The organism is Pantoea sp. Ep11b, from assembly GCF_040783975.1.
Classification (GTDB): domain Bacteria; phylum Pseudomonadota; class Gammaproteobacteria; order Enterobacterales; family Enterobacteriaceae; genus Pantoea.
Genome location: NZ_CP160631.1, coordinates 2,359,532 through 2,382,917 on the forward strand (window position 1 = coordinate 2,359,532; position 23,386 = coordinate 2,382,917).

24 protein-coding genes are annotated in these 23,386 nt (G+C 59.5%); 10 read left to right on the top strand and 14 right to left on the bottom strand.

Annotated features, from left to right (window positions below; all coding sequences use genetic code 11):
• Positions 1–130 precede the first annotated feature (130 nt).
• From bioD to AB1748_RS11190, 3 genes are all read right to left on the bottom strand, one after another.
• Positions 131–829 carry a dethiobiotin synthase gene (gene bioD / locus AB1748_RS11180; RefSeq protein WP_111140530.1) on the bottom strand — a complete coding sequence of 233 codons (699 nt, stop codon included), beginning with the start codon at positions 827–829 and terminating at the stop codon, positions 131–133.
• Between the two features lie 113 nt (positions 830–942).
• A complete protein-coding gene (locus AB1748_RS11185; protein ID WP_111140531.1) occupies positions 943–2,160 on the bottom strand; it encodes an ROK family transcriptional regulator in 1,218 nt (405 codons plus the stop codon).
• Between the two features lie 133 nt (positions 2,161–2,293).
• Positions 2,294–3,184 (bottom strand): LysR family transcriptional regulator, encoded by an 891-nt coding sequence (locus tag AB1748_RS11190; RefSeq protein ID WP_111140532.1) that lies wholly within the window; start codon positions 3,182–3,184, stop codon positions 2,294–2,296.
• 94 nt (positions 3,185–3,278) lie between these two features.
• Between AB1748_RS11190 and AB1748_RS11195 the strand changes: the two genes are divergently transcribed.
• From AB1748_RS11195 to AB1748_RS11205, 3 genes are all read left to right on the top strand, one after another.
• A complete protein-coding gene (locus tag AB1748_RS11195) occupies positions 3,279–4,529 on the top strand; it encodes an MFS transporter (RefSeq protein WP_111140533.1) in 1,251 nt (416 codons plus the stop codon).
• 159 nt (positions 4,530–4,688) lie between these two features.
• A complete protein-coding gene (locus tag AB1748_RS11200) occupies positions 4,689–4,949 on the top strand; it encodes a hypothetical protein (protein WP_111140534.1) in 261 nt (86 codons plus the stop codon).
• A gap of 219 nt (positions 4,950–5,168) precedes the next feature.
• A complete protein-coding gene (locus AB1748_RS11205) occupies positions 5,169–6,353 on the top strand; it encodes a sugar transporter (RefSeq protein ID WP_111140535.1) in 1,185 nt (394 codons plus the stop codon).
• Positions 6,354–6,430: 77 nt separating this feature from the next.
• Here AB1748_RS11205 and AB1748_RS11210 read toward each other — a convergent pair whose 3' ends face one another.
• Complete coding sequence (locus tag AB1748_RS11210) at positions 6,431–6,688, bottom strand: DUF1471 domain-containing protein (RefSeq protein WP_293770092.1); 258 nt, start codon at positions 6,686–6,688, stop codon at positions 6,431–6,433.
• A 50-nt stretch (positions 6,689–6,738) separates the two neighbouring features.
• The gene (locus AB1748_RS11215) at positions 6,739–6,996 is read right to left on the bottom strand and encodes a DUF1471 domain-containing protein (protein WP_111140537.1); all 258 of its coding nucleotides are present in this window, start codon (positions 6,994–6,996) and stop codon (positions 6,739–6,741) included.
• Positions 6,997–7,302: 306 nt separating this feature from the next.
• On the opposite strand from AB1748_RS11215, the gene AB1748_RS11220 reads away from it, so the two are divergent.
• Positions 7,303–7,953, top strand: coding sequence for a TetR/AcrR family transcriptional regulator (locus AB1748_RS11220; RefSeq protein ID WP_367395501.1), 651 nt, complete (start codon positions 7,303–7,305; stop codon positions 7,951–7,953).
• A gap of 33 nt (positions 7,954–7,986) precedes the next feature.
• Here the strand turns inward: AB1748_RS11220 and rhaM are convergent, their stop codons facing one another.
• Genes rhaM through rhaB form a run of 4 tightly spaced genes read right to left on the bottom strand, consistent with a single transcriptional unit; the run spans position 7,987 to position 11,865 of the window.
• Complete coding sequence (gene rhaM / locus AB1748_RS11225; protein ID WP_111140539.1) at positions 7,987–8,301, bottom strand: L-rhamnose mutarotase; 315 nt, start codon at positions 8,299–8,301, stop codon at positions 7,987–7,989.
• Positions 8,291–9,133 (bottom strand): rhamnulose-1-phosphate aldolase, encoded by an 843-nt coding sequence (rhaD, locus tag AB1748_RS11230; RefSeq protein ID WP_111140540.1) that lies wholly within the window; start codon positions 9,131–9,133, stop codon positions 8,291–8,293. Before rhaD ends, rhaM begins: the two co-directional genes overlap by 11 nt.
• Before the next feature lie 10 nt (positions 9,134–9,143).
• Entirely contained in the window at positions 9,144–10,400 is a 1,257-nt protein-coding gene (locus AB1748_RS11235; RefSeq protein WP_111140541.1) for an L-rhamnose isomerase, read from the bottom strand.
• Positions 10,393–11,865: a rhamnulokinase gene (gene rhaB, locus AB1748_RS11240; RefSeq protein WP_367395502.1), complete on the bottom strand. Its 1,473-nt coding sequence runs from the start codon at positions 11,863–11,865 to the stop codon at positions 10,393–10,395. The genes AB1748_RS11235 and rhaB overlap by 8 nt, the downstream gene beginning before the upstream one ends.
• A gap of 291 nt (positions 11,866–12,156) precedes the next feature.
• Here rhaB and rhaS point away from each other — a divergent pair, with 291 nt between their 5' ends.
• Together rhaS and rhaR are read left to right on the top strand one after the other, a co-directional pair.
• A complete protein-coding gene (rhaS, locus tag AB1748_RS11245) occupies positions 12,157–12,978 on the top strand; it encodes an HTH-type transcriptional activator RhaS (RefSeq protein WP_111140543.1) in 822 nt (273 codons plus the stop codon).
• A 10-nt stretch (positions 12,979–12,988) separates the two neighbouring features.
• On the top strand, positions 12,989–13,855 hold the full coding sequence (gene rhaR, locus AB1748_RS11250; RefSeq protein ID WP_111140544.1) for an HTH-type transcriptional activator RhaR: 867 nt from the start codon (positions 12,989–12,991) through the stop codon (positions 13,853–13,855).
• A 52-nt stretch (positions 13,856–13,907) separates the two neighbouring features.
• Here rhaR and rhaT read toward each other — a convergent pair whose 3' ends face one another.
• On the bottom strand, positions 13,908–14,942 hold the full coding sequence (gene rhaT, locus AB1748_RS11255; RefSeq protein ID WP_111140545.1) for an L-rhamnose/proton symporter RhaT: 1,035 nt from the start codon (positions 14,940–14,942) through the stop codon (positions 13,908–13,910).
• A 359-nt stretch (positions 14,943–15,301) separates the two neighbouring features.
• Here rhaT and AB1748_RS11260 point away from each other — a divergent pair, with 359 nt between their 5' ends.
• Together AB1748_RS11260 and AB1748_RS11265 are read left to right on the top strand one after the other, a co-directional pair.
• A complete protein-coding gene (locus AB1748_RS11260) occupies positions 15,302–15,625 on the top strand; it encodes a hypothetical protein (protein ID WP_293770109.1) in 324 nt (107 codons plus the stop codon).
• A gap of 43 nt (positions 15,626–15,668) precedes the next feature.
• Positions 15,669–15,767 carry a YoaK family small membrane protein gene (locus AB1748_RS11265; protein WP_139805882.1) on the top strand — a complete coding sequence of 33 codons (99 nt, stop codon included), beginning with the start codon at positions 15,669–15,671 and terminating at the stop codon, positions 15,765–15,767.
• Between the two features lie 3 nt (positions 15,768–15,770).
• Here the strand turns inward: AB1748_RS11265 and AB1748_RS11270 are convergent, their stop codons facing one another.
• Positions 15,771–16,037 (bottom strand): DksA/TraR family C4-type zinc finger protein, encoded by a 267-nt coding sequence (locus tag AB1748_RS11270; RefSeq protein ID WP_111141284.1) that lies wholly within the window; start codon positions 16,035–16,037, stop codon positions 15,771–15,773.
• Between the two features lie 195 nt (positions 16,038–16,232).
• On the opposite strand from AB1748_RS11270, the gene aldA reads away from it, so the two are divergent.
• On the top strand, positions 16,233–17,669 hold the full coding sequence (gene aldA / locus AB1748_RS11275) for an aldehyde dehydrogenase (protein WP_111141285.1): 1,437 nt from the start codon (positions 16,233–16,235) through the stop codon (positions 17,667–17,669).
• A gap of 199 nt (positions 17,670–17,868) precedes the next feature.
• Here the strand turns inward: aldA and AB1748_RS11280 are convergent, their stop codons facing one another.
• Together AB1748_RS11280 and AB1748_RS11285 are read right to left on the bottom strand one after the other, a co-directional pair.
• Positions 17,869–19,137 (bottom strand): MFS transporter, encoded by a 1,269-nt coding sequence (locus tag AB1748_RS11280; RefSeq protein ID WP_293770117.1) that lies wholly within the window; start codon positions 19,135–19,137, stop codon positions 17,869–17,871.
• Entirely contained in the window at positions 19,134–20,555 is a 1,422-nt protein-coding gene (locus tag AB1748_RS11285) for a M20 family metallopeptidase (protein WP_293770120.1), read from the bottom strand. The genes AB1748_RS11280 and AB1748_RS11285 overlap by 4 nt, the downstream gene beginning before the upstream one ends.
• A gap of 140 nt (positions 20,556–20,695) precedes the next feature.
• On the opposite strand from AB1748_RS11285, the gene AB1748_RS11290 reads away from it, so the two are divergent.
• On the top strand, positions 20,696–21,610 hold the full coding sequence (locus AB1748_RS11290) for a LysR family transcriptional regulator (RefSeq protein WP_111141288.1): 915 nt from the start codon (positions 20,696–20,698) through the stop codon (positions 21,608–21,610).
• Between the two features lie 159 nt (positions 21,611–21,769).
• Here AB1748_RS11290 and AB1748_RS11295 read toward each other — a convergent pair whose 3' ends face one another.
• Positions 21,770–23,365: an ABC transporter substrate-binding protein gene (locus AB1748_RS11295; RefSeq protein ID WP_367395503.1), complete on the bottom strand. Its 1,596-nt coding sequence runs from the start codon at positions 23,363–23,365 to the stop codon at positions 21,770–21,772.
• Positions 23,366–23,386 lie beyond the last annotated feature (21 nt).

Below are 23,386 nucleotides of genomic sequence, written 5' to 3' on the forward strand. Positions count from 1 at the left end.
CATGACGCTAGTAACTCGCACTATTCTGATTAGCGCATTGATTTAAAAGAGGAATTAAGCAAAGGAAGACAGCGATAAGCCTGAAACTTTAGGCTCATCGCTGACTGAGATGAAGAGATTTGTTTCATAATCAGGCGATCTTTGCACTCACAGCGTGCAGATCGCTCTGCTCCAGCAGGGAAATATCAATATAGGGGGTCAGATCACGCTGTTCGGCACGCGGCAGGTAAGGCAGCTCGCCCAGCCGCGGCGCGGCAATCTTTTCACGCAGAACCTCAATGATGTCGCTGTAGTGGGCCAGCCCCGGGTTGATGCGATTCGCGACCCAGCCCACCAAAGGCAGCCCATCCCGGGCTATCGCCTCTGCCGTTAACAGGGCATGACTGATACAGCCTGACTGAATGCCGACCACCATCACCACCGGCAGTTGCTGCTCCACGACCCAGCAGGAGAGCGGACGGCCATCATTCATCAGACTGCGCCAGCCGCCTGTGCCCTCCACCACCACCCGTTCGGCCTGCTGCGACAGGCTGAGGAGTCCCCGGGTCAGCAGTCCATAATCGATGTGCTGACCGGGATGGGTGCAGATCTCCTCCTCCTGAAAAACCAGCGGGTTAATGGCCTGATAGGGCAAATCCAGGGATGAGGCGCTCTGCAGCACCTGGGCATCTTTATTGCGCAGGCCATCAGCGGTGCTGGCCGCACTTCGCGCGACAGGCTTGTAGCCGACGGCGCTCAGCCTGTGGCGGATAAAACTCTGTAACAGGGCGCGTGACACTACCGTTTTACCCACTGCGGTGTCGGTGCCGGTAACAAACAGTCTGTTCACTCCACTTCTCCTTTTGGACCGTTGCGGTTAATCGGTGATTAACCTTGTTGCGAACCGGCATTCTAAAGAATGGAGGATGAGAACAGATTGCGTTAGCGCAAGATTAAGCCCGCTTAACCTTGCAACAGTTTCACTAACAGATGACCGCTGTAAAGCGCATCTTTGATCAGCGCCGCTGCGCCCAGCGTTCCCGGCTCGCTGAATTCCGTGGGTGCCAGCTGGATCGTCGCGCTGTAGGCAGGCAGTGACTGCTGCAGGATGGTGTTACGCACCGCCGGAAACAGCACATCGGCAGCCGCGTTAAGGGGAGAACCGATAAGAATATGTTGTGGATTAAAGATGTTGACCATCATTGCCAGGATCCGGCCAACGTGATGTCCTACGCTGGCGATGGTGTCGCGCGCCAGGCGATCGCCTGACTGGGCGGCTGCACACAGTGACTGCAGCGTCAGCGGCTGCGCATTGAGCAGGCTGTCAGGCTGCGCAGGCAGACGCTGGGCCGCCAGCGCCAGCAGGCTGCCGGTGCTGGCTACGGTTTCAAGGCAACCATGATTCCCGCAGTAGCACTGCTGACCGTAGGGATCAATCTGCGTATGTCCAATCTCGACCAGCGCCCTGCCGCTTTTATGCAGCAGCTGACCGCCGCTGATCACGCCAGCCCCCACCGTTTCATCAATCACGATCTGGATAACATCCTGCGCGCCGCGTGACGCGCCAGACAGCGACTCTGCCAGCGTCCAGGCTGAAATATCATGCTGCACAAAGACCGGCAGCCCGGTACGCGACGCCAGCGCATCGCCCAGCGGCATATCACGCACCTGATAACCCGGCAGCCGGTGCACCACGCCGGACGCGGCATTTATCAGTCCGGGCAGCGTGATGGCAATAGCCGTCAGACGCTCCAGCTTCCTTTGGTGGCGGATAAAGAAGGCATCGACCTGTTCAATCAGCGCGTTCAGCAGCGGCTGCGCAGACTCATCCGGCAGCGGCAGGCTCTCTTCTGCCAGCGCACGGCTGCTGAGATCGCGCAACGTAAAGGTCATGGCGCCGCGATGCAGGCGGATCGCCAGATAGTGCCAGGCGTCAGTGTCCAGAATCAGGCCAATCGCCGGGCGACCGCGACTGCCCGGCTCCTGAAATTCGGTCTCCTGAACCAGATGGGCATCCAGCATTTCCCGCACAATTTTGGTAATGCTGGCCGGGGCGAGCTGGGCGCGGCGGGAGAGTTCGATGCGCGAAATGGGACCGTGAAGGTCAATTAATCGATAAACGACGCCTGCATTGGTCTGCTTGATCTGGTCAATGTGGCCAGGTTGACTGTCCGGATTCACAACCCTGCTCCCGGTTATTTTCGCGCTTCTAAATAAAGATGCGCCATGGTGATGCAGATCAGGCAACAGCGTCAAATATTTGATTAAATATGTGATTTATCGCACAGAATGATGAGATGTGGCGGGGGTTTCATCACCGCTTTGTCTGCAGCAGCGCCATCATGTTCTCCATCTGTGCACTCTTCTCGCGGGCGGCTGACCAGACCAGCCAGAGTTCAGAAATCGCATCCTCTTCCGTTAAGGGCAGCCAGACCAGGTCACTCAGCCGCGCCCGGCGAAAGGAGGCGGGCAGTATGGAGACGCCCAGACCGGTCGCCACCAGCCCCAGAATCGTCATCGCCTCGCCCACCTCCTGGGTGATATAGGGCTTAATGTGATAACGGTGCAGCAGCGCCAGAATGTCGCTATAGAGCGCGGTGCCCCCCTGCGGATCAAAAAAGACAAAGGGCTCAGTGGCCAGGGCCGACACCGAGATGCGCTCTGCGCTGGCCAGCGGATGCGCCTTGTGTACCACAGCACACAGCGGCTCACTCAGCAGTAACTGATGATGCAGTCCAGCGGGCAGCGACGTGTTGCGCATCACGCCGAGATCGAGCCGTCCATCCAGCAAGGGCGCCAGCTGCTGGCGGGTGTTGATCTCCTGCATCTGGATGTGCACCTGCGGCCACTGCTGCCGGAAACGGTAGAGGGCGTCAGAGACCGCTGCGGTAAAGGGTGCGGAGGAGGTAAATCCAATGCGCAGCTCTCCCTCTTCGCCACGGTGCAGTCGGGCGGCGCGGTCGGCGGCCTGCTCAACCTGCAACAGAATCGTCCGGGCATCGCTCAGCAGCTGCGCACCCGCCGCCGTAAGCTGCACGCTGCGGTTAGTGCGATGAAAAAGCCTGGCGCCGGTTTCCGCCTCCAGCTGGATGATCTGCTGACTGAGCGGGGGCTGAGAGATATTGAGCCGCTGTGCCGCCCGCCCGAAATGGAGCTCTTCTGCCACCGCCACAAAGTAGCGCAGATGCCGCAGTTCGATATTCATATCTTAAACGTCTTATTTGAGATTATTAATATATTAGACATCATAATGCCGCTTTCCTAAGCTGACGACAGTTTTCTGACTTTAAGGAAGATGTGTGAGTCGCTCAATTCAGGCCACGGCAGATGACGACGCGGCGCCAGGTGCGCCTGCGACCACTGCGGCTTCAGGTTATATCCGCCGGGGTACGCCCCAGTTTATGCGCGTGACGCTGGCGCTGTTCTCTGCCGGACTGGCCACGTTTGCCCTGCTCTACTGTGTTCAGCCAATCCTGCCGGTTCTGTCGCAGCAGTTTGGCGTTTCGCCCGCGGCCAGCAGTCTGTCGCTCTCGATCTCCACCGGGTTGATGGCGCTGGGGCTGCTGGTCACCGGACCGCTCTCGGATGCGATTGGCCGCAAATCGGTGATGGTCACCGCCCTGATGCTGGCGGCGCTCTGCACCCTGCTCTCGGCCACGATGACCAGCTGGCACGGCATTCTGCTGATGCGGGCGCTGATGGGGCTGTCGCTCAGCGGCGTCGCGGCGGTGGGTATGACCTACCTGAGCGAAGAGATGGATGTGCGGGTCGTCGCCTTTTCGATGGGCCTCTATATCAGCGGGAACTCGATCGGCGGGATGAGCGGCCGTCTGCTGAGCGGGGTGCTGACCGACCTGTTCACCTGGCGGATTGCCGTGGCGGTTATCGGCTGCTTCTCACTGGCGTCGGCGCTGATGTTCTGGAAGATCCTCCCTGCCTCGCGCCATTTTCGCCCCATCCCGCTGCGTCCGCGTAACCTGATGATTAACTTCCGGCTGCACTGGCGCGATCCCGGCCTGCCCTGGCTGTTTGCCGAAGGATTCCTGCTGATGGGGGCCTTCGTCACGCTGTTTAACTATATCGGCTACCGTCTGCTGGAGGCCCCCTGGCATCTCAGTCAGGCGGTTGTAGGACTGTTGTCAGTGGTCTACCTGACCGGATCCTGGAGTTCACCCAAAGCGGGGGCGCTGACCAGCCGCCTGGGACGCGGGCCGGTGATGCTGGGTGCCACCGCGATGATGCTGCTGGGCCTGCTGATCACCGCCTTTAACGCTCTCTGGCTGATTCTGCCTGGCATGATGCTGTTCACCGCCGGTTTCTTTGCCGCGCATGCCGTGGCCAGCGGCTGGATTGGCCCGCGCGCGCGCCGGGCCAGGGGCCAGGCCTCCTCGCTCTATCTGTTCAGTTACTACGCCGGTTCCAGCGTGGCGGGTACGCTGGGCGGCTTCTTCTGGCATGAGTATGGCTGGCGTGGCATAACGCTGTTTATCAGTTTCCTGTTGATCCTGGCGCTGCTGGTCGCCTGGCGGCTGCACAGCAAAAAACTCTGACGAATCCCGCCGGAACCCGGCTTTGTACCGGGTCTGGCGGTATCCTGTCCCGACCCTATCCTGTCAATCCGCTCACCACAACGCGTGCATTTCCCGCTATAATCGTTCGTATTGAAATAATTCGTCTGCTTTGCCTTTTCACGGCAACAAGGAACGCCTGTGGCCCTCTACTATTACGTCAATAAACAATCGGGATATAACAATAACCATGTGGTGCATGCGGCGGGTTGCCCCTGGCTGCCGGACATGGATAACAGACTGTTTCTGGGCAGTTTTTACCATGTGAACGCCGCCATCCTGCAGGCAAAAAAATATTATGCGGGTGCCATTGGCTGTGAGAACTGCTGCCCGCTTAACCATCATGACGCACCGGACGGTCAGCAAAGCGTGGCCCTGAAGCACACGCCCTTTTCCCGCTAGTCAGAGAGGCGGAAGGTGGCGACGCGCGACGGCCGTAAGGCACCGGGCAGCTATCCCGCCTCACCGCTGAGGATGCGAAAATTTCCGTATTAAAAATGCGTTTCAGGGTTCCTCTTCCCGCTTTATTCACTACAATGTTCAGTAATTTGTGACACAAGTCACTTTCGCGGGATGGTCTGCCCCATCCTTACCCGCCGTACTGACTGATTTGACACCTTAATGCAACCAACAACTGTTTCACGTAAAACGGCCTGGCTTCGCGTCGTCCTGCTGGCCATCGCCGCGTTTGTTTTTAATACCACCGAATTTGTGCCGGTTGGCCTGCTGTCCGATATCGCGGCAGACTTCTCCATGCAGACGGCGGATGTCGGGATTATGCTGACGATCTACGCCTGGGTCGTTGCCCTGCTCTCCCTGCCGCTGATGCTGCTGACCCGCAACGTCGAGCGACGGCTGCTGCTGGGCGTGCTCTTCGCCGTCTTTGTCATCAGCCATGCGCTCTCTACCGTCGCCTGGGATTTCTGGTCGCTGATGGTCTCCAGGGTGGGTATCGCCCTGTCGCACGCCGTGTTCTGGTCGATTACCGCCTCACTGGCGATTCGTGTAGCGCCAGCCGGTAAGAAGACGCAGGCGCTCAGTATGCTGGCGACCGGTACGGCCCTGGCGATGGTGCTGGGTGTGCCGATTGGCCGCGTGGTGGGTCAGTATCTGGGCTGGCGCACCACCTTTGGCGCGATTGGTCTGTCGGCGCTGGTGCTGATGATTATGCTGGTGCGTATCCTGCCGCGCCTGCCCAGCGAACACACCGGTTCCCTTAGCAGCGTGCCGATGCTGTTTCGTCGCCCGGCGCTGGTCAGCATGTATCTGCTGGTGACGCTGGTTGTCACCGCGCATTACACCGCCTACAGCTATATCGAACCCTTTATGCAGAACGTGGCGCAATCCAGTGGCAACTTCACCACTCTGCTACTGCTGCTGTTTGGCTCTGCGGGCATTGTCGGCAGTATTCTGTTCAGCACGCTGGGCAATAAATTCCCCTCTGCGCTGCTGATCGCCGCAATCGCGCTGATTACACTCTGCATGGGACTGCTGATTTTTGCGGCCATTCGCCCTGCCGCCATTTCAACGCTCTGCATTGTCTGGGGGATGGCGATGATGATGATCGGTCTGGCGATGCAGGTGCGGGTTCTCTCGCTGGCGCCGGATGCCACGGATGTGGCGATGTCGCTGATGTCCGGCATCTACAACATCGGTATCGGCGCGGGTGCGCTGCTGGGCAATCAGGTCAGCCTGCATCTGGGCATGGCTGAGGTCGGCAATGTCGGCGGGATGATCGGTCTGGTCGCCCTGCTCTGGTGTGTCTGGATCTTCCGCCGTTATCCGCAGCTGCGCAGCAACGGCTGAATCCCGCTGCACGCATAAAAAAGGCTTCAGATACGCGGGTTATCTGAAGCCTGTTCACTACAATCCGTGACTGACACTTATTTATAGAGAATGGCGGTGCCATGCAGGTTGTTGCTGCCAGAGGTCGAAGTGATGCGGAAAGACTTTGCTCCGGCATCGCTGGCCTTTTCTGACAACTGCTGCTCCAGCGACGTCAGGCTGGTGCTGCCTGTTGCGCTGATTACGCCTGTTTTCTGCTGATCCAGCGGGATCGTACTGACCTGCTGCGCGGCAACGCTGGCAAAAGAGAAGCCGCTCAGCAGCGCCGCCGCCATAACAATCATGATTCTTTTCATGATGCCTGCACTCTGATTTTTCAACGCGCTTATCGGCGGAAAACGCTTCCTTACTGGTAGATCACCGCAGTGCCGTGCAGCTTGTTCTGGCCACTGGTTGAGGTGATACGGAACGATTTCGCGCCAGCTTCATCTGCTTTCGCACTCAGCTGTGCTTCAACCGAGCTCAGGTTGCTGCCACCCTGAACCGCGATGGTGCCAACAGGCTGCTGACTGGCAGGTTCGCTTGTGACGAGATCGGCGGCTGAAGCGCCAAAAGTCAGGGTAGTCAGTGCCAGTGCCGCCAGAGTCGTTTTGATAGTGTTCATAATAATCTCTCTTGAGTTAGTCAGTTCATTGGGTCTGAAACAGGTTGTCGCTATTTAATTAACGACCTTTAAATAAATGATAGATCCTGCCGCTGCCGGTCGTCAATATTTATTTAATGAGCGTTATTTTATTCGCGAAGCAGCGTGATTATGGGCTTCAGGCCCTTTTCTGATTTAACCTCAGGGGCGAAAACGGGGTGCGAACGCACAAAATGGCAACCGCTGTCACGCTCACTTTCTGCGGGCCTTGCAGATTTTTATAATGATCGGTAATTTAATACTCTGTTTCAGAACAAGTGAGGATGTATGAGCCAGGTTCAGGATTGCGATGTAAAGAAATGCCGTGGCCGGCCCAAAGTGTTCGACCGCGATGCCGCTCTCGATAAAGCACTGACTCTGTTCTGGACCCACGGCTATGAAGGAACCTCTCTGGCTGACCTGGTGGCGGCAACCGGCGCAAAAGCGCCCACGCTCTACGCCGAGTTTGTGAATAAAGAGGGATTGTTTCGTGCGGCTATGGATCGCTACATAGAGAAGTTCAGCGCAGAGCGCCAGGCGGCCTTAGCCGATGACCAGCTGGCGGTGGAACGGGCTATTGAAGCCTATTTCCGCGCCACCGCAGCCTGTTTCACCGAGCGCGATTCACCTGGCGGCTGCTTCTTTATCTGCACCTCTTCCGCGCTGTCGGCGGCGTCCACCGAGATTGCCACGATGCTGCAACAGCAGCATCAGTTGCAGGAGCAGGGACTGAGTGAGTTCCTGCTGGCGCGCCAGCAACGCGGAGAACTGCGGGAATCGGTCAATATTGCTGCGCTCTCCCGCTATCTGGGCTGTCTGCTGCAGGGGATGTCGGTGCGGGCGCGTGAAGGCGCAGAGCGTGAGGATCTGGAGAGCATTATAGAAACGTTAATGGCGATGTGGCCAACCCTGACGGGTGTGTGCCGGGCCAGAGCGTGAGGAATCAGGGCGGCATGGCCGCCCTTCTTATTTTCAGCTCAGGAAGAATACCGGTTTTAACGGCTGGCTGACCGGACTGTTGTCGGCATTCGACGGCATCAGATCCTTCATTGAGGCCCACCAGCGCTGGCAGACCTCCGTCTGCGCCACCGCGTTCCAGCGCGCTTCTGACTCGATCTCCACGCTGGCAAACAGCAGGTTTCGCCCGGCGTCCAGCCAGATGGCGTAGTTATGTGCGCCATGCGCTTTCAGGGTCGCGGCCAGCTCAGGCCAGATCGGTGCGTGACGGCGCTCATACTCCGCATGACAATCAGGCTTCACCTGCATCACAAAGGCTTTACGCAGCATTGGCTGGCCCCACATCCAGTGCCGGTTGCCACGGCGTGACGCCAAAGCGCTGGCCCAGGGCAACCAGCTGTTCGGTGGTGATGCTCTGCCGGATACCGCCCATCGACAGCACTTTCACGATCACTTCAGACGATTTCTCCGCCGTATCGATGAGACCAAAAGCTTCATCCAGCGTCGGACCGGTGCCGAAGATACCGTGGAACGGCCACATCACCAGGGTATGTGACTGCATCTGCGCGGCGGTCGCCGTGCCAATCTCATCGGTGCCCGGCACCATCCACGGCAGTACACCAACGCCATCCGGGAAGACCACCAGACATTCGGTGCTGCCCTCCCAGAGCAGCCGCGTCAGCCGGGCAGAATCGAGCGCAACGACATAGCTCAGGGCCATGAAGTTGGTGGCGTGACAGTGCATGATCACCCGATCCGCGCCCCCGCTGACCGCTTTGCGCACCGCGTGAGACTGAAAGTGTGACGCCAGCTCCGAGGTCGGCAACCCGCCGTTCGACAATCCCCAGTGAATTTTAAACGAAAGCCCTCTGTCATCGACCTGCAGCAGCGCCAGGCAATCCGCCGGGTCAAGCTGGACGTTCCGCATGAATTTCCCCGAGCCGGTGACCAGAAACCACTCATTTGCCAGCGCCGGTGCGGGCTGGCTCAGCTCCACGCAGCGCGGCGACGGGTAAAAGTCAGCGGCAAAGGGGCGAACCTCCTCCTCGCGCAGTCGCAGGCTGACGTTGCCGCCGTTTCGTTCATCCCAGCCCTTCAGCCACATATCGCTGGTCGCTTTAACCATTCCTTTAACAAACCCGGAAGAAAGAATGCTTTGCATAGTGAAATCCTTAACGTTGGCTCAAGATCTGTTGTTCATAATGGCGGACATCGCCTAACCAGCTGGCATCCGCCGGGACGTCATGCCGCAGGCACCACGCCTCCCAGACCGCCTGCCACGGCAGGGATTTCTGCTCTTCCAGCAGCGCCAGCCGGGCGGTGTAGTCGCCGCTATTCTCGGCCTGGCGCAGACGGCTGGTCGGCTCCAGCAGGGCGCGCAGCAGCGCTTTCTGGGTGTTGCGTGTGCCGATCACCCAGGCGGCGATGCGGTTGATGGAGGCGTCGAAGAAGTCGAGCCCGATATGCACCTTATCGAACAGCTGATGACGGACGATCTCACTGGCGATCGCCTGGGTTTCATCATCCAGCAGCACCACATGGTCGCTGTCCCAGCGTACCGGACGGCTGACATGCAGCAGCAGGCGCGGCACGTAGAGCATGGCCGCCGAGATTTTGTCGGAGATCACTTCGGTGGGATGGAAGTGACCGGCGTCCAGGCAGAGGGCCGTCTGGCGGCTGGCGGCGTACCCCAGGTAAAACTCATTGGAACCGACGGTGTAGCTCTCTGCGCCAATGCCGAACAGCTTGCTCTCGACCGCATCAATATGGTGCTGCGGGTTGAGTTTCTCCGAAATCACCTCATCCAGGGCGCTCAGCAGACGCTGACGCGGTGCCAGCCGATCCACAGTGATATCTTTCATACCGTCTGGCACCCAGATATTCATCACGGAGGGCGTACCGAGCTGCTCACCAAACGAAGCGGAGATACGACGGCTCGCCTTGCAGTGGTCGATCCAGAACTGACGCACACCCTTATCGGCGTGCGACAGCGTAAAGCCGTCGGCGCTCAGCGGGTGCGAGAAGCAGCTGGGGTTGAAATCCAGCCCCAGCTGACGCTCTCTGGCCCAGGCCACCCAGTTAGCAAAATGCGCGGGTTCGATCGCATCCCGCGCGACCGGTCTGTCGCTTTCCAGATAGAGCGCGTGCAGGTTCAGGCGCTTCATCCCCGGGATCAGAGACATCGCCTTGTCGATATCGCTGCGGAGTTCGCTGGCATTGCGTGCCCGGCCAGGGTAATTGCCGGTCGCCTGAATGCCGCCGGTTAAGGTGGCCTGCGGATTTTCAAATCCCCGGACATCATCGCCCTGCCAGCAGTGCATAGAGACCGGAATCCTGTCCAGCTGGCGAAGCGCCTGTTCAGCATCCACCCCACTGTCGGCGTAGCGTTGTTTAGCCAGTTCAAAAGCCTGTTCAATCTGCTTAGTCATAAGCGGGTTCCTTAGCGGGTTGACTCAGCGTCGCGAAGCGCGCCTGACTGGCGCGGAAAACGCTGTTCGGTTGCGGGTCGAAGGTTTCAAGCGGGAAATTACGGGTTACGGCGCTGCGAAAATCGGCCACGTCGGTCAGTTCACCCAGCGCAATCAGCTGACCGCCAACGTTGCCCAGCGTCGAGGCTTCAACCGGCCCGGCCAGAACCGGGATCTGGCAGGCATCGGCGCAGAGCTGATTCAGGAAGCGGTTCTGACTGCCGCCACCGACCACATGCAGCTGAGTGAAAGGCTTGCCACGCAGCGCGGCCAGCTCCAGCATCACCTCACGGTAGAGCAGCGCCAGGCTGTCGAAGATGCAGCGCGCCAGGGCCGCAGCCGATTGCGGCACCGGCATCCCCTGCTCTGCGCAGGCGTTCTGGATCTCTCCGACCATGCTGCCGGGATTGATGAAGCGATCCGCGTTGGGGCTGATGAGCGAAACACAGGCAGGCTGACGGGCCGTCTCGTCGATCAGCGTGCCGAGATCCTCAATCTGCAGTTCGGCACAGATACGCTGCAGCAGCCACAGCCCCATGATGTTTTTCAGCACGCGATACCCCTCCGCGCCACCCTCATTGGTGATGTTGGCGCGCAGCGCGGCTTCGCAGGCATAGGGCTGCAGGCTTTCAAAGCCCATCAGCGACCAGGTGCCGGAGCTGAGATAGGCCGCATCCTCCTGCATCAGCGGTGTCGCCAGCACGGCGCTGGCGGTATCGTGGGTGGCGACAGCGATCACCGGCACCGCCATTCCGGTACGGTTGAGCCAGTGGCCGACGGTGTTGCCGGGTGCCTGCGGTTGCCTGAACCAGTGCGGCTCTGCGCCCGCCCAGGCCAGCAGATCACGATCCCACTCGCCGGTGTGAATATTGAGCATCTGCGTGGTGGTGGCGTTGGTGTACTCCCAGTTCAGGTTGCCGGTCAGACGGTAGTGGAGATAGTCGGGGATCATCAGCGCGTGAGCCACCCGCGCCTGCCAGTCGGGCTGCTGCTGATGCAGGGCGCGCATCTGATAGAGCGTATTAAACGGCAGAAACTGAATCCCGGTCCGGGCATAGATGGCGCTGCGGCTCAGCGCCACTTCAGCCTGCTCCATCAGCCCGTGGGTACGTGCATCGCGATAGCTGACCGCTTCGCCCACCCGTTCGCCCTCTGCATCCAGCAGCACCATATCAACGCCCCAGGTGTCGATCCCGATACTGTCAGGCACGATCCCCTCGTCATCCAGTTGCGCCAGCCCGGCGCGTATCTCCTGTTCCAGCCTCGCCAGATCCCAGCAGTCATAACCGGCACAACGCTGACGCTGATTTTTAAAGCGCCGCACCTCACGCAGCCTGAGCTGACGCTCTGCGGGATCCCATCCGGCGAGCATGACGCGACCGCTGGATGCACCGAGGTCGATAGCAACAATGTTTCTTCGGGTCATGGCGGTGTTTCCCTGTGATTAAGTGGTCAAAGAGTAAAAATCTGGCCGGATGAAGACCTTCCCCGGAGTGCCAGCGGCAGAAGTGCGCTGGCAGACCTGCAAAGAACTTCGTGAGGGAGATCACAGAGGCCACATGCAGGAGGATGTGACCCCTGCCGCAAATCTGTTAACTCCCGGGGATATCTTGAAAAATCAGCACGATTCCTGCTGAGCACGGCTGAAAATTCAAGGTAAGGTAAGCGGGTCCTGATTAGACTGCGTTAAAGTTTTGTTAACCAGCGGGAGCCGATCATGACCATTTTGCACAGTGCGGATTTCTTTCCGGAGGGCGACTACGCGATAGCGATAGAACCCCGCATCCCCCAGACGGCCTTTCCGGAGCATCATCATGATTTTTATGAGATCGTGCTGGTTGAGCAGGGTTCCGGCATTCATGTGTTTAATGGTCAGCCACAGACGCTCTGCGCCGGATGCGTCTGTTTTGTCCGCGACCACGACCGGCATCTTTATGAGCAGACCGATAACCTGTGCCTGACCAATGTGCTTTATCGCAGCCCCGGTGCGTTTCGTTTTCTCTCCGGGCTGCAGGCTCTGCTGCCCTGCGATCAGGAGGAGCAATACCGGCCTCACTGGCGTCTCAACCATAAAGTGATGGCGCAGGCGCTGAACGTGGCGGCGCAGATGCAGCAGGATGATGCCTGGTCGCTGGAGAAGCAGGCACGCCAGGAGCAGCTCTTTTTGCAGCTGCTGGTGCTGCTGCGTGAGGCCTGTATTGACGGCCAGCGTCAGGACCAGGAGGCGCGGCTGCACCGCCTGCTCGACTGGCTGGGCGACCACTACAGTGATGAGATCGTCTGGGATGAGGTGGCCGATCGCTTCTCCCTGTCGCTGCGCACGCTGCACCGGCAGATGAAGCAGCAGACCGGCAGTACGCCGCAGCGCTACCTGAACCGTCTGCGGCTGTTACAGGCCCGTCACCTGCTGCGTCACAGCGATATGCGCATTACCGATATCGCCTTCCAGTGTGGTTTTGGCGACAGTAATCACTTCTCTACCCTGTTCAGGCGCGAATTTGGTTGCGCACCGCGAACGGAGCGTCAGCAGATGGTGTAAGGAACCCGGAATGGCTTTGATCCTCAGTCGTGATGACTATTTTCCCGCGCCCAGCCTGCCGGTCGCGATTGCCGAAAGGATGCCCCAGCCCTCTTTCCCGCCGCACCGGCACGAGTTCAGTGAGATCGTTATCGTCTGGCGCGGCAACGGCCTGCACGTTCTCAACGATCGCCCGTGGCTGATCACCTGCGGCGACGTCTTCTATATCCGTGACAGTGACTGCCACAGCTATGACAGCGTCAACAATCTGGTGCTGGATAATATCCTCTACTGCCAGGATCGTTTTGGCCTGGCGCTCGACTGGCATCAGCTGCTGCCGCAGCCGGGGCCGGATGCGCCCGGCAGCTGGCGTCTGACCACCCGGGGCATGGCGCTGGCGCGTGGCGTGATCGGCCAGCTGGAGCGTGAGAGCCGCAAAAGCGACTCGCTGTCGGTACAGCTCACTGAAGCGCTGTTTTTACAACTGGCGCTGATCCTGCGCCGCCACGGCTATGCCGCCGATCGCCCCTGGGCATTGCCGGAGGGTGAGCAGCTCGATCTGCTGATGTCTGCACTCCAGGGCGCGATTGCCCGCCCCTTCGATCTGGCGGCGTTCTGCCAGCAGAACCAGCTCAGCGAACGGGCGCTGAAGCAGCTTTTTCGTCAGCAGACCGGCATGACCATCGGCCATTACCTGCGTCAGCTGCAGCTCTGCCAGGCGAAATATCTGCTGCGCACTCAGGACTGTCTGATTAGTGAGGTCGCCGCCCGCTGCGGCTTTGATGACAGTAACTACTTTTCAGTGGTGTTTACCCGCGACACCGGCCTGACGCCCAGCGCCTGGCGTCAGCGTTTTATTGCGCCACGCCAGGCGCAGAAAAGTTCAGCGTCTGAGTAAAAAGGGCCTGCTAAGCAGGCCCTTTCGTTACCAGCTGCATCGCCATGCCCGATCAGGCCGCCATGCCCAGCCCCACAATATTGGCGGCGATGATAATCACCACGCAGCCGATCGAAAGCACACTCACCGGACGACGCCCGGCAGATTTCCACTCCTTCATCACCAGACCCACCAGGCCGCCACACAGCACGTAGAGGCTCATGTGCAGCATCCAGCTCACATAATCGTACTGCGCCGGAATTCTGGCGTGTCCCCAGGCGTAGAAGAAGAACTGCAGATACCACATGGTGCCACCGAGCACGGCAAAGGCGATGTTAGCGACCAGCAGCGGCTTCGCGACCGACAGATCGCTGCGCAGCGACAGTTCAGCGCGGGTAGCCAGCCGCCAGAAGCAGAAGCCCAGATTAACCAGCGCACCGCCGCCCATGATGACGACGTAGCTGGGTAAGGCGACATAGAGCGGATCGATACCCAGAGCCGCGGCAGCCTGATGCATCGGTTTCGCGGCATCCATGGCAAAGGACATACCGGCTGAAAAGATGCCGCACATTACCGCCAGCAGCAGACCTTTCCGGAGATTAAACTCTTCGGCGTTAATTCCCAGCGCCCGCTCCTTTAACAGCCCGGCGCGGGAGACAATCGCAACGCCAGCCAGCGCGACCAGCACGCCCAGCAGGGTTAAGCGGCCTCCTGACGAGGCGAAAAGCTCACCAAAGCGTCCCTGCAACAGCGGCGTCATCAGCGTGCCGACCACCAGGGTAATCCCGATGGCGATGCCGATCCCCATCGACATGCCGAGATAGCGCATGGTCAGGCCGTAGTTAATATTGCCGATGCCCCACATGGCGCCAAACAGAAAGACCGGCATCAGTTGTGACAGCGTGAAACTGCGGTAGTAGGCCATAAAATCTGGCAGTAATACGGCACTCACCGCCCACGGCAGGATCAGCCAGGACATCAGGCCACCTACCGACCACATGGTTTCCCATGACCATTTTTTTACCTGCTTAAAAGGCGCGTAGAAACATGCGGCGCTGGCGGCTCCGACGAAATGCCAGAAGATACCCGCGATGATGGCACTGTTCATTGTTATTCCCCGGTTAGGTTAAGGCCTGTCGGAAAGCTGCTGCTTCCGCTCAGCACGCAGTCTACGTTCAGCAGGAATTTCTCAGCCTTTGGATAAGTGCCGGAAGCCACTGAGGCGTGGCAATATTTACCCATTATTAACGTTAAGGATCACAGTTTCGCCGTTGTCAGTTAACCGGAGGGGCAGACAGGTAAGTCGCTTATTATTCAGTGTTTTTCACGATTATGCTGTGTTGCGCAGCACAATTTCGTGCTGACTGCCAGCTTCCCGTGCCGGATGGCAGAGACGCAAAGAAGCCTTTCTTTCTGGCAGGCAAGGTCGTATAAACGGGGGCAAACTCAGCGGGATCAGGGATTGGGATGACAACGAAGTGGTTAACCGTGATTCTTTCGCGGTCGGTGAGCCAGGTCATGCTGGATGACCTCCGGGCGATACTGCCCGCAGAGGCGATAAACGTATTCGTTAATCAGCTGGATGATACACATTACGCGACCCTGGAGTGCCTGCAGGTGGAGCAGCACTGCGCGCTGATTGCCTCGGCGATTGTGGTCTGGCGACAGCTCGGCCACATCCATCATATTCTCTACAGAAAGGGCGATGTGCTGCGCGAGGAGCATGATGCCACGCAGTTCCAGCTCTTTACCCTGCTGAAAACCCACCGCGCACTGCTGCAGATCTCATGATAAGATCGCGCCTTCCTCAATCGCGGTTTGCAGCAGGTAGAAAATGAGAATAGGGATTCTGTTTCCCATCGCCATCATCGTGGCGGGCGTGAGCTTTCTGGCGTGGTTTATCGGCAGCGGCCTGGCGATGCCAGGCTCCTGAGCCTCAGCGCAGCTGGCTGTCTTTACTGCCGCGACGATTATATAAACTGCTGGTCTGCTGCTGTTTATCGATCTTCTCCTGACAGGAGACGCAGTAGCGCACCCCTTTCAGCGCCTGACGACGCGCTTCCGGGATCGGTTCGCCGCAGCATTCACATTCGGTCGCGCTCTCACCCTGACCGATCGCCTGCCTGACGCGCTCAATGCCGTCGTTGACGGTGCTGTCGATCTGCTCCTGAACCGCCCCTTCTGATGCCCATCCGTTAGCCATGATGCCCCCTTTTCTGCCTGTTTCACTTCTTTAAATCTATAACAGATTGGCGATTTTGCCGCAGAACTCACCGGGTTTTGCGACTGGCTGCCAGACGCCCCCGGTGGCTGGCAACCAGCAAAAGGTCGTTCCGGCCAATCTGCCTCACCCTGCTATCACATTACTGCAACATATCGATAGCGAAGAGGCCAACAAATGACTACTCATCATCAACATTATATTAATGGCGAATTTGTCGCTCATCAGGGTGACCAGTGGATCGAGGTGACGAATCCGGCTACCGAGGCACTGCTGTCACGCATTCCTCAGGGCAGTCGTGAGGATGCCAGCCGCGCCATCCGCGCCGCCGCCGCTGCGCAGCCAGGCTGGGAAGCGCTGCCCGCGATCGAGCGTGGCAGCTGGCTGCATAAGATTGCCAGCGCCATACGCGAGGCCGAACCGGAACTTACCGCCACCATCATCGCGGAAGGGGGAAAAACACAGAGCCTCGCGAAGACCGAAGTGCTGTTCACCGCCGACTATCTGGACTATATGGCAGAGTGGGCGCGGCGCTATGAGGGCGAGATCATCAACAGCGATCGCCCCAACGAGAACATCTTCCTTTTTAAAAAGGCCATCGGCGTCACCACCGGGATTCTGCCGTGGAACTTCCCCTTCTTCCTGATCGCCCGCAAAGCGGCACCGGCCCTGATTACCGGCAACACCATCGTGATTAAGCCCAGCGAGCTGACACCCAATAACGCCGCGCTGTTTGCCGGGATCATCCACAGGCTTGGACTGCCCGCGGGTGTCATCAATATGGTCTATGGGCTGGGGCCGGAAGTGGGACAGGAGCTGGCGGCTAACCCTGGCGTCGGGCTGGTGAGTCTGACCGGCAGCGTCGGCGCGGGTATCGCAACCATGCAGGCTGCCGCGAAAAATGTCACTAAAGTTTCGCTGGAGCTGGGCGGCAAGGCCCCCGCCATCGTGATGGATGATGCCGATCCCGAACTGGCGGTGCGGGCGATTACCGCTTCGCGGATGATCAACAGTGGTCAGGTCTGTAACTGCGCAGAGCGCGTCTATGTGCAGGCGGGCATTTACGACCGCTTTATTCAGGCGCTGACCACGGCGTTTCAGCAGGTCTCCTTTGGCGACCCGGCTGAACGCAGCGATATCGATATGGGGCCGCTGATTACGGCTGCCGCACGGGATCGGGTGGAGCAGAAAGTGGCGGAGGCGGTCGCTGACGGCGCAAAAGTGGTCGTGGGCGGCCGACGTGCCGGAGAGAGAGGTTTCTTCTTTGAGCCTACGTTACTGACCGACGTACGCCAGGAGATGGCCATCATGCAGGAGGAGATCTTTGGCCCGGTCCTGCCGGTCATGAAATTCACCACCCTGGAGGAGGCGATTGCTCTGGCTAACGACTGCGAATATGGGCTGACCTCCTCAATCTACACGCGGGATCTCAATACCACGATGATCGCGCTGCAAAAGCTGAAATTCGGTGAAACCTATGTAAACCGCGAAAACTTCGAGGCGATGCAGGGCTTTCATGCCGGATGGCGGAAATCGGGGGTTGGCGGTGCGGATGGAAAACATGGCCTGGAGGAGTATCTGCAGACCCATGTTGCCTATCTGCAGTTCAGGTAAGCGCAGGCGTGATTTCACGCTGACCCCGTCAGCCGCATACCGGCTTAACGTGTAGCGAAACCGCCGGCATTTTCAGGCACCTGCCACCGCGCAACAGGCGATTGCGCCCCCTGAAATGCGGTGCGCAATCGCAGCAAAGTATGGTGGCTTTACGACCAGACCGCCTGTGCAGGTATGCGCCAGGCGGTTCCGGGCGCGGTCAGGCCATTCGCTGACGGCAGCGCAGCAGCGCGAGGCCGCTCAGTACCGCCACCGCCATCAGGTAGTAGCCTGGCGCCAGGCTGCTGCCGGTCGCGGTAATCAGCATACTGCAGATCAGCGGCGCAAAGCCGCCAAAGACCGTTACGGCCACGTTGTAGCTGATCGCCATGCCGCTGGCGCGGGTGGTCGCCGGAAAGAGATCGGCCATCACCGAGGGCACCGTGGAGAAGTAGACCGACTTCAGCAGCGCCATCCAGGCCACCAGCAGGATAAGCGTGGTGGGTGTGGTATGACTGACCATGCCCCGGAAGGCGGGATAGATGGTGATCATCAGTAACAGCAGCGATCCCCACATCAGTGGCAACCGACCGATCCGCTCCGCCCATAATCCCATCAGCGGCGTCACCACGGTCAGGATAATCCCCGCCACCAGCGTTGCGGTGAAGGCCACCGACCCCGGCAGGTGCAGCGTCCGGGTGGCGTAGGTCGGGATATAATTAAGCATATAGTTCACGGCGGTCGAGATGACCATCACGCCAATCGCCAGGGTTATTAACGCCTTCTGCTGGCCAAACAGCGTCTTCAGCGGCGCGGCTTCCTTTTCCTGGGTGGCAAAGCTGGCTGGCTCCTGAACATGACGACGAATGTAGATCCCCAGAGGTCCAATCAGCAGTCCGAAAGCAAACGGGATGCGCCAGCCCCACGCCTGAATCTCGCTTTCGCTCAGCCAGTGGGTCAGCCCCAGCCCGAAAGCGGATGCCATCAGGGTGCTGGCTCCCTGGGTCGCAAACTGCCAGCTGGCAATAAAGGCTTTCCGCTCCGGGAAGTGTTCCACCAGAAAGGCGGTGGAGCTGCCAAACTCGCCACCGGCTGAAAAGCCCTGAATCAGTCGCGCCAGCAGAATCAGCAGCGGAGCCGCCAGACCCAGGGTGGCGTAACCCGGCATAAAGGTAATGATTGCCCCGCCCAGCATCATCAGGTTAATGGACAGCAGCAGCGCCTTTTTGCGGCCATAGCGATCGGCATAGTTGCCCAGTACAATCGCCCCCAGCGGACGAATGAGAAAGGAGATGCCAAAGCTGCCAAAGGTCAGCAGCAGCGACACCGAGGGATCGCTGACCGGAAAGAAGACGTGCGCGATGTAGCTGGCGAAAAAACCGTACACCGCAATGTCGAACCACTCCAGCGCATTGCCGATACAGGTCGCGAACAGGGTTTTGTGCAGGTGCGGTTTTACCGGTGAAGCGGCTTGCATCTGACTGTTCATCGCGCCTCCCTCCGCCACTGCTGGTGGCGCGTTATCAGCGTTTCGCCCTCTTCACCCAGTTGCCAGAACAGCCGGGTCATGATCGCCAGTCCCTCGCGGGCGATCCCGGTAAGCAGATGTTCATTCACCCCGTGCTGACCGCAGGCCGGATAGGAGTGCGGCACCCAGAGCGTCGGCAGGCCGAGGATATCAGCGAAGACCTCGTTGGGAAGTGAGCCGCCCAGATTCGGCAACAGCGCCGGTTTCTTACCGCTGCTGCGGGCCAGAATATCCAGCGCCCAGGCCACCAGTGGATCCTGCGGATCGAGCCGGGTGGCCGGTGAGCCGCGCATAAACTCCACGCTGACGTTGTCGAACCCATGCTGCCGCAGATGCTGTTCAACGTGCTGCACCAGGTTCTGCCAGTCGGTGCCGACCACAAAACGCAGCTGACACACCGCCGTGGCGCTGCCGGGAATCGCATTCATCGGCCGGGCCGGATTACCGGTTTCGAAGGCCAGCACCTCCAGGGTGTTCCAGCCATAGAGACGCTCGGCCGCCGTCAGTCCCGGTTCGCCCCAGCCTCTGGCCAGCGCCGGATCGCCCGGCATCCCGCCGGGTTCGATATCGCGCAGAATGGCGCGCACCGCGTCGGTCAGAGAGTCCGGCTTCAGCGCGGCAACCTGCAATACGCCCTGCGCGTTCACCAGGCAGGCCAGCGCGTTTGCCAGCTGGGTGCCGGGATTACTTAGCAGTCCACCCCAGTTGCCGGAGTGATAGGCGTTGTCACGCGCCCGAATCGTCAGCCGGAAGTTGGCCGCCCCGCGTGACCCCAGAAACAGCGTTGGCCGCAGCGCGTTGAGTCGCGGGCCGTCAGAGGCGATAAAGAGATCCGCCTTCAGCAGCGCCTGCTGCTGCTGGCAGATGGCCGCCAGCCCTGGCGAACTGATCTCTTCGCCCATTTCAAACAGAATTTTGCAGTTAAAGCCCAGCGTGCCGCCGCGCGCCTGCCACACCTGCTCCAGCGCCGCAAAATTGATGCAGTGCTGACCTTTGTTGTCCGCGCTGCCACGACCGTAGAGCCGATCGCCCTCTTCGGTAAGCTGCCAGGGTGATAATCCTTCGCGCCAGTTCTCATCGTCACCGAACACGACGTCGCCGTGGCCGTAGCAGAGCAGCGTGGGCTTAGCGGGATCTTCGATGCGGGTGGCAATCAGAAACGGCGGGCTGCCGGGCTGCGGATTCTCAAACGGATGCAGCGTGAAGCCCATCGCCGCCAGCTGCGGCCCGATCTCCTGCTCCAGATAATGCGTCAGCGCCGCCTTTCGGCTGGCGTGCTGACTTTCGGTGACGCAGGCTATCCGGCGTGCCAGCAGCTGCCGGAACGCCCCGGTGTCGAAATAGTGCATGGCCTGATCGACGGCCTGTTGCTCGGTCATGTTTGCCCTTCCTGTTTTTTTTATCGTGCTTTATCTTTGACAAACTTCCTCCTTTGCCACAATTATCAATTTATCGAGTCTGCTTTGCTTTTTAAGCAAAGCATCCCTGCCCTGTAATGAGGCGTTCAGCCGGAGGCACGATGTTAAGCAACGAGATCCGCTACTTTCTGGCGGTCACTGAATGCGGCTCTCTGAGCGCCGCCAGCGAGCAACTCTTTGTTGCGGTGTCGGCCATCAGCCGTCAGATTCAGCGCCTGGAGGCGCAGGTCGGTGCCCCGCTGTTCCGGCGTCATGCTCGCGGCATGGTGCTGACCGAGGCGGGAGAGCTTTTTGCGCATCACGTTCGCAAAAGTCAGCGTGATATGGCGTATGCGCTGGCGGAAATCAAAGGGCTGAAAGCGGTACGGCGTAGTCTGATCCGCATTGCCTGCACCGATGGCATGGCGTTCAGCCTGCTGCCCGGCCTGCTGGCCGAATTCCGGCAGCGTTATCCGGGCGCGTTGTTTGCGCTGAACGTGACGCACGCTCAGGGCGTGGCGGCGTGCGTCCGGGCGGGCGAGTGCGATGTGGCGCTGCAGTTCAGCCTGCAGCCGGAGCGCAGCGTTGAGGTGCTCGGCTCATGGCCTGCGCCGGTGTTACTGGCGATGCATCAGTCACATCCGCTGGCGTCCCGTCAGGTGACGCTGGCCGACCTCCACCGCTGGCCGCTGGCGCTGCCGGGCCAGCACACTACGGTGCGGCAGCTGTTTGACCTCTCCTGCCAGATGAACGACTGCGTGGTCGAGCCGGTGCTGACCTGCGACTATTTCGCCGCCCTTTACCACTTTCTGCTGCACACGCCGCAGGCCGTCACCATCTGCAGCGCATTCACCCTGCTGTTTGAGCGGGAAACGCAGAATCTGGTGCTGCAGTCGATGGGCGTAGATCAGCTAAGTCAGCGCACGCTGCAGCTGCAGACGGTATCGGGTCGCCAGCGCAATGCGGCGCTGACGCTGTTCCTGCAGTTTCTGCAGCAGCGGCTGACGGAGATGGATGAACAGGTCAGGATGGGATAAGGCGCCGCAGATAACCGGGCTGATGGTGGAAAGCGGGAGGATGGAGCTGGCTCAGGGGCATGGAACGTTGTCCTGAGCCTGTCCCCTGTGGCATTCGGCCAGGTCACCCCTGACCTGCGTGAACAGGCAGAGACCCACCCGAAAGTGGGTTTCCGTTGCTTACTGTTTGATATCAACCTGATAGAAGATGTGCTTGCCGAACGGGTCGACCTGATAGCCGCTGACCGATTTTCGAACCGGTTCGAAGATGGTGGAGTGCGCGATCATCACCGCGGGCATCTGGTCATGCATGATCTGCTGCGCCTGCAGGTAGAGTGCGGTGCGTCTGGCCTGATCCGGTTCGGCGCGCGCCTCGGTGATTAACGTCTCAAACGGCTGATAGCACCATTTTGAGGAGTTCGATCCGCCCTGCGCGGAGGTGCAACTGTAAAGCGGGCCAAAGAAGTTATCGGGATCACCGGTGGCCGTTGTCCAGCCCATCAGCGCCGCCTGATGCTCGCCGCTGCGCACCCGCTTCAGGTATTCGCCCCACTCATAGCTGACGATAGTGGCTTTGATGCCAACGTTGGCCCAGTCCGCCTGAATCATCTCCGCCATCCGGCGGGCATTCGGGTTATAGGGCCGCTGCACCGGCATCGCCCAGAGCGCAATTTCGGTGCCGGGTTTTACGCCAGCCTGCTGCAACAGGGCTTTCGCCTGCTCCGGATCGTAGTCGTAATCTTTCAGATCTTTGGCGGCGCTCCAGACCCCCGGTGGCAGGATGTTTTTCGCCACCGTGCCGGTGCCTTTAAAAATCGCCTCGATGATCGCCGGCTTGTTGATCGCCATCGCCAGCGCCTGGCGGACTTTAACGTTGTCGGTTGGCGCTTTGGTGGTGTTAAACGCCAGGAAGCCGGTGTTCAGCCCCGCTTTCTGCTCCAGGCGAATGTCAGGGTTGGCGCGCATTTTCTCCAGATCGGCCGGATTGGGGAATGGCATCACCTGACACTCGTTCTTCTCCAGTTTGGCATAGCGCACTGAGGCGTCCGGCGTGATGCTGAACACCAGCCGGTCGAGCTTCGCCTTGCCCTGCCAGTAGTCCGGGAAGGCTTTGTAGAGGATGCGGGAATCTTTCTGGTACTGCACCAGTTCAAACGGGCCGGTGCCGATCGGGTTCATATCGACCTTTTCCGGCGTCCCCACTTTCAGCATGGCATCGGCATATTCGGCTGAGTGAATCGAGGCGAAATACCAGGCCAGATCGGCCAGGAACGGCGCTTCAGGATGGGAAAGCGTAAAGCGCACCGTATGATCATCCACCCGGTCGATGCTTTTGATCAGGGTGGTTAGTTCCAGACTTTCGAAGTTAGAGTAGGTGCCACCAGAGACAGCGTGATAGGGATTTTTCGGGTCCATCTGGCGCATAAACGAGAAGATCACATCGTCGGCGTTGAAGTCGCGGCTGGGGCGGAACTGTTTGTTGCTCTGAAACTTCACGTTTTTACGCAGATGGAAGGTGTAGACGGTGCCATCCGGGCTGATCTCCCAGCTTTCCGCCAGGCTCGGTACCAGATCGGTGGTGCCTGGCGTGAAGTCGACCAGACGGTTAAAAACCGGCACTGCGCTGGCGTCGACGCTGGTTCCCGAGGTATAGAGCTGAGGGTTAAAGTTCTCCGGCGATCCCTCCGAACAGTAGACCAGCGTTTTAGCGTTGACGCTGCCTGCCAGCGCGATTCCAGCCGTAACAAGCGCTAAGGTGGCTATCCTGATTTTCATTATCATCCTCGCTTTGTATTG

What these genes read in the sequence shown, in the direction of transcription:
- AB1748_RS11190 (WP_111140532.1), bottom strand. Translation starts at nt 3,184, where the DNA reads ATGAATATCGAACTGCGGCATCTGCGCTACTTTGTGGCGGTGGCAGAA.
- AB1748_RS11205 (WP_111140535.1), top strand. Translation starts at nt 5,169, where the DNA reads ATGCAACCAACAACTGTTTCACGTAAAACGGCCTGGCTTCGCGTCGTC.
- AB1748_RS11210 (WP_293770092.1), bottom strand. Translation starts at nt 6,688, where the DNA reads ATGAAAAGAATCATGATTGTTATGGCGGCGGCGCTGCTGAGCGGCTTC.
- AB1748_RS11215 (WP_111140537.1), bottom strand. Translation starts at nt 6,996, where the DNA reads ATGAACACTATCAAAACGACTCTGGCGGCACTGGCACTGACTACCCTG.
- AB1748_RS11220 (WP_367395501.1), top strand. Translation starts at nt 7,303, where the DNA reads ATGAGCCAGGTTCAGGATTGCGATGTAAAGAAATGCCGTGGCCGGCCC.
- rhaM (WP_111140539.1), bottom strand. Translation starts at nt 8,301, where the DNA reads ATGCTGCGTAAAGCCTTTGTGATGCAGGTGAAGCCTGATTGTCATGCG.
- rhaD (WP_111140540.1), bottom strand. Translation starts at nt 9,133, where the DNA reads ATGCAAAGCATTCTTTCTTCCGGGTTTGTTAAAGGAATGGTTAAAGCG.
- AB1748_RS11235 (WP_111140541.1), bottom strand. Translation starts at nt 10,400, where the DNA reads ATGACTAAGCAGATTGAACAGGCTTTTGAACTGGCTAAACAACGCTAC.
- rhaB (WP_367395502.1), bottom strand. Translation starts at nt 11,865, where the DNA reads ATGACCCGAAGAAACATTGTTGCTATCGACCTCGGTGCATCCAGCGGT.
- rhaS (WP_111140543.1), top strand. Translation starts at nt 12,157, where the DNA reads ATGACCATTTTGCACAGTGCGGATTTCTTTCCGGAGGGCGACTACGCG.
- rhaR (WP_111140544.1), top strand. Translation starts at nt 12,989, where the DNA reads ATGGCTTTGATCCTCAGTCGTGATGACTATTTTCCCGCGCCCAGCCTG.
- rhaT (WP_111140545.1), bottom strand. Translation starts at nt 14,942, where the DNA reads ATGAACAGTGCCATCATCGCGGGTATCTTCTGGCATTTCGTCGGAGCC.
- AB1748_RS11260 (WP_293770109.1), top strand. Translation starts at nt 15,302, where the DNA reads ATGACAACGAAGTGGTTAACCGTGATTCTTTCGCGGTCGGTGAGCCAG.
- AB1748_RS11265 (WP_139805882.1), top strand. Translation starts at nt 15,669, where the DNA reads ATGAGAATAGGGATTCTGTTTCCCATCGCCATCATCGTGGCGGGCGTG.
- AB1748_RS11270 (WP_111141284.1), bottom strand. Translation starts at nt 16,037, where the DNA reads ATGGCTAACGGATGGGCATCAGAAGGGGCGGTTCAGGAGCAGATCGAC.
- aldA (WP_111141285.1), top strand. Translation starts at nt 16,233, where the DNA reads ATGACTACTCATCATCAACATTATATTAATGGCGAATTTGTCGCTCAT.
- AB1748_RS11280 (WP_293770117.1), bottom strand. Translation starts at nt 19,137, where the DNA reads ATGAACAGTCAGATGCAAGCCGCTTCACCGGTAAAACCGCACCTGCAC.
- AB1748_RS11285 (WP_293770120.1), bottom strand. Translation starts at nt 20,555, where the DNA reads ATGACCGAGCAACAGGCCGTCGATCAGGCCATGCACTATTTCGACACC.
- AB1748_RS11290 (WP_111141288.1), top strand. Translation starts at nt 20,696, where the DNA reads ATGTTAAGCAACGAGATCCGCTACTTTCTGGCGGTCACTGAATGCGGC.
- AB1748_RS11295 (WP_367395503.1), bottom strand. Translation starts at nt 23,365, where the DNA reads ATGAAAATCAGGATAGCCACCTTAGCGCTTGTTACGGCTGGAATCGCG.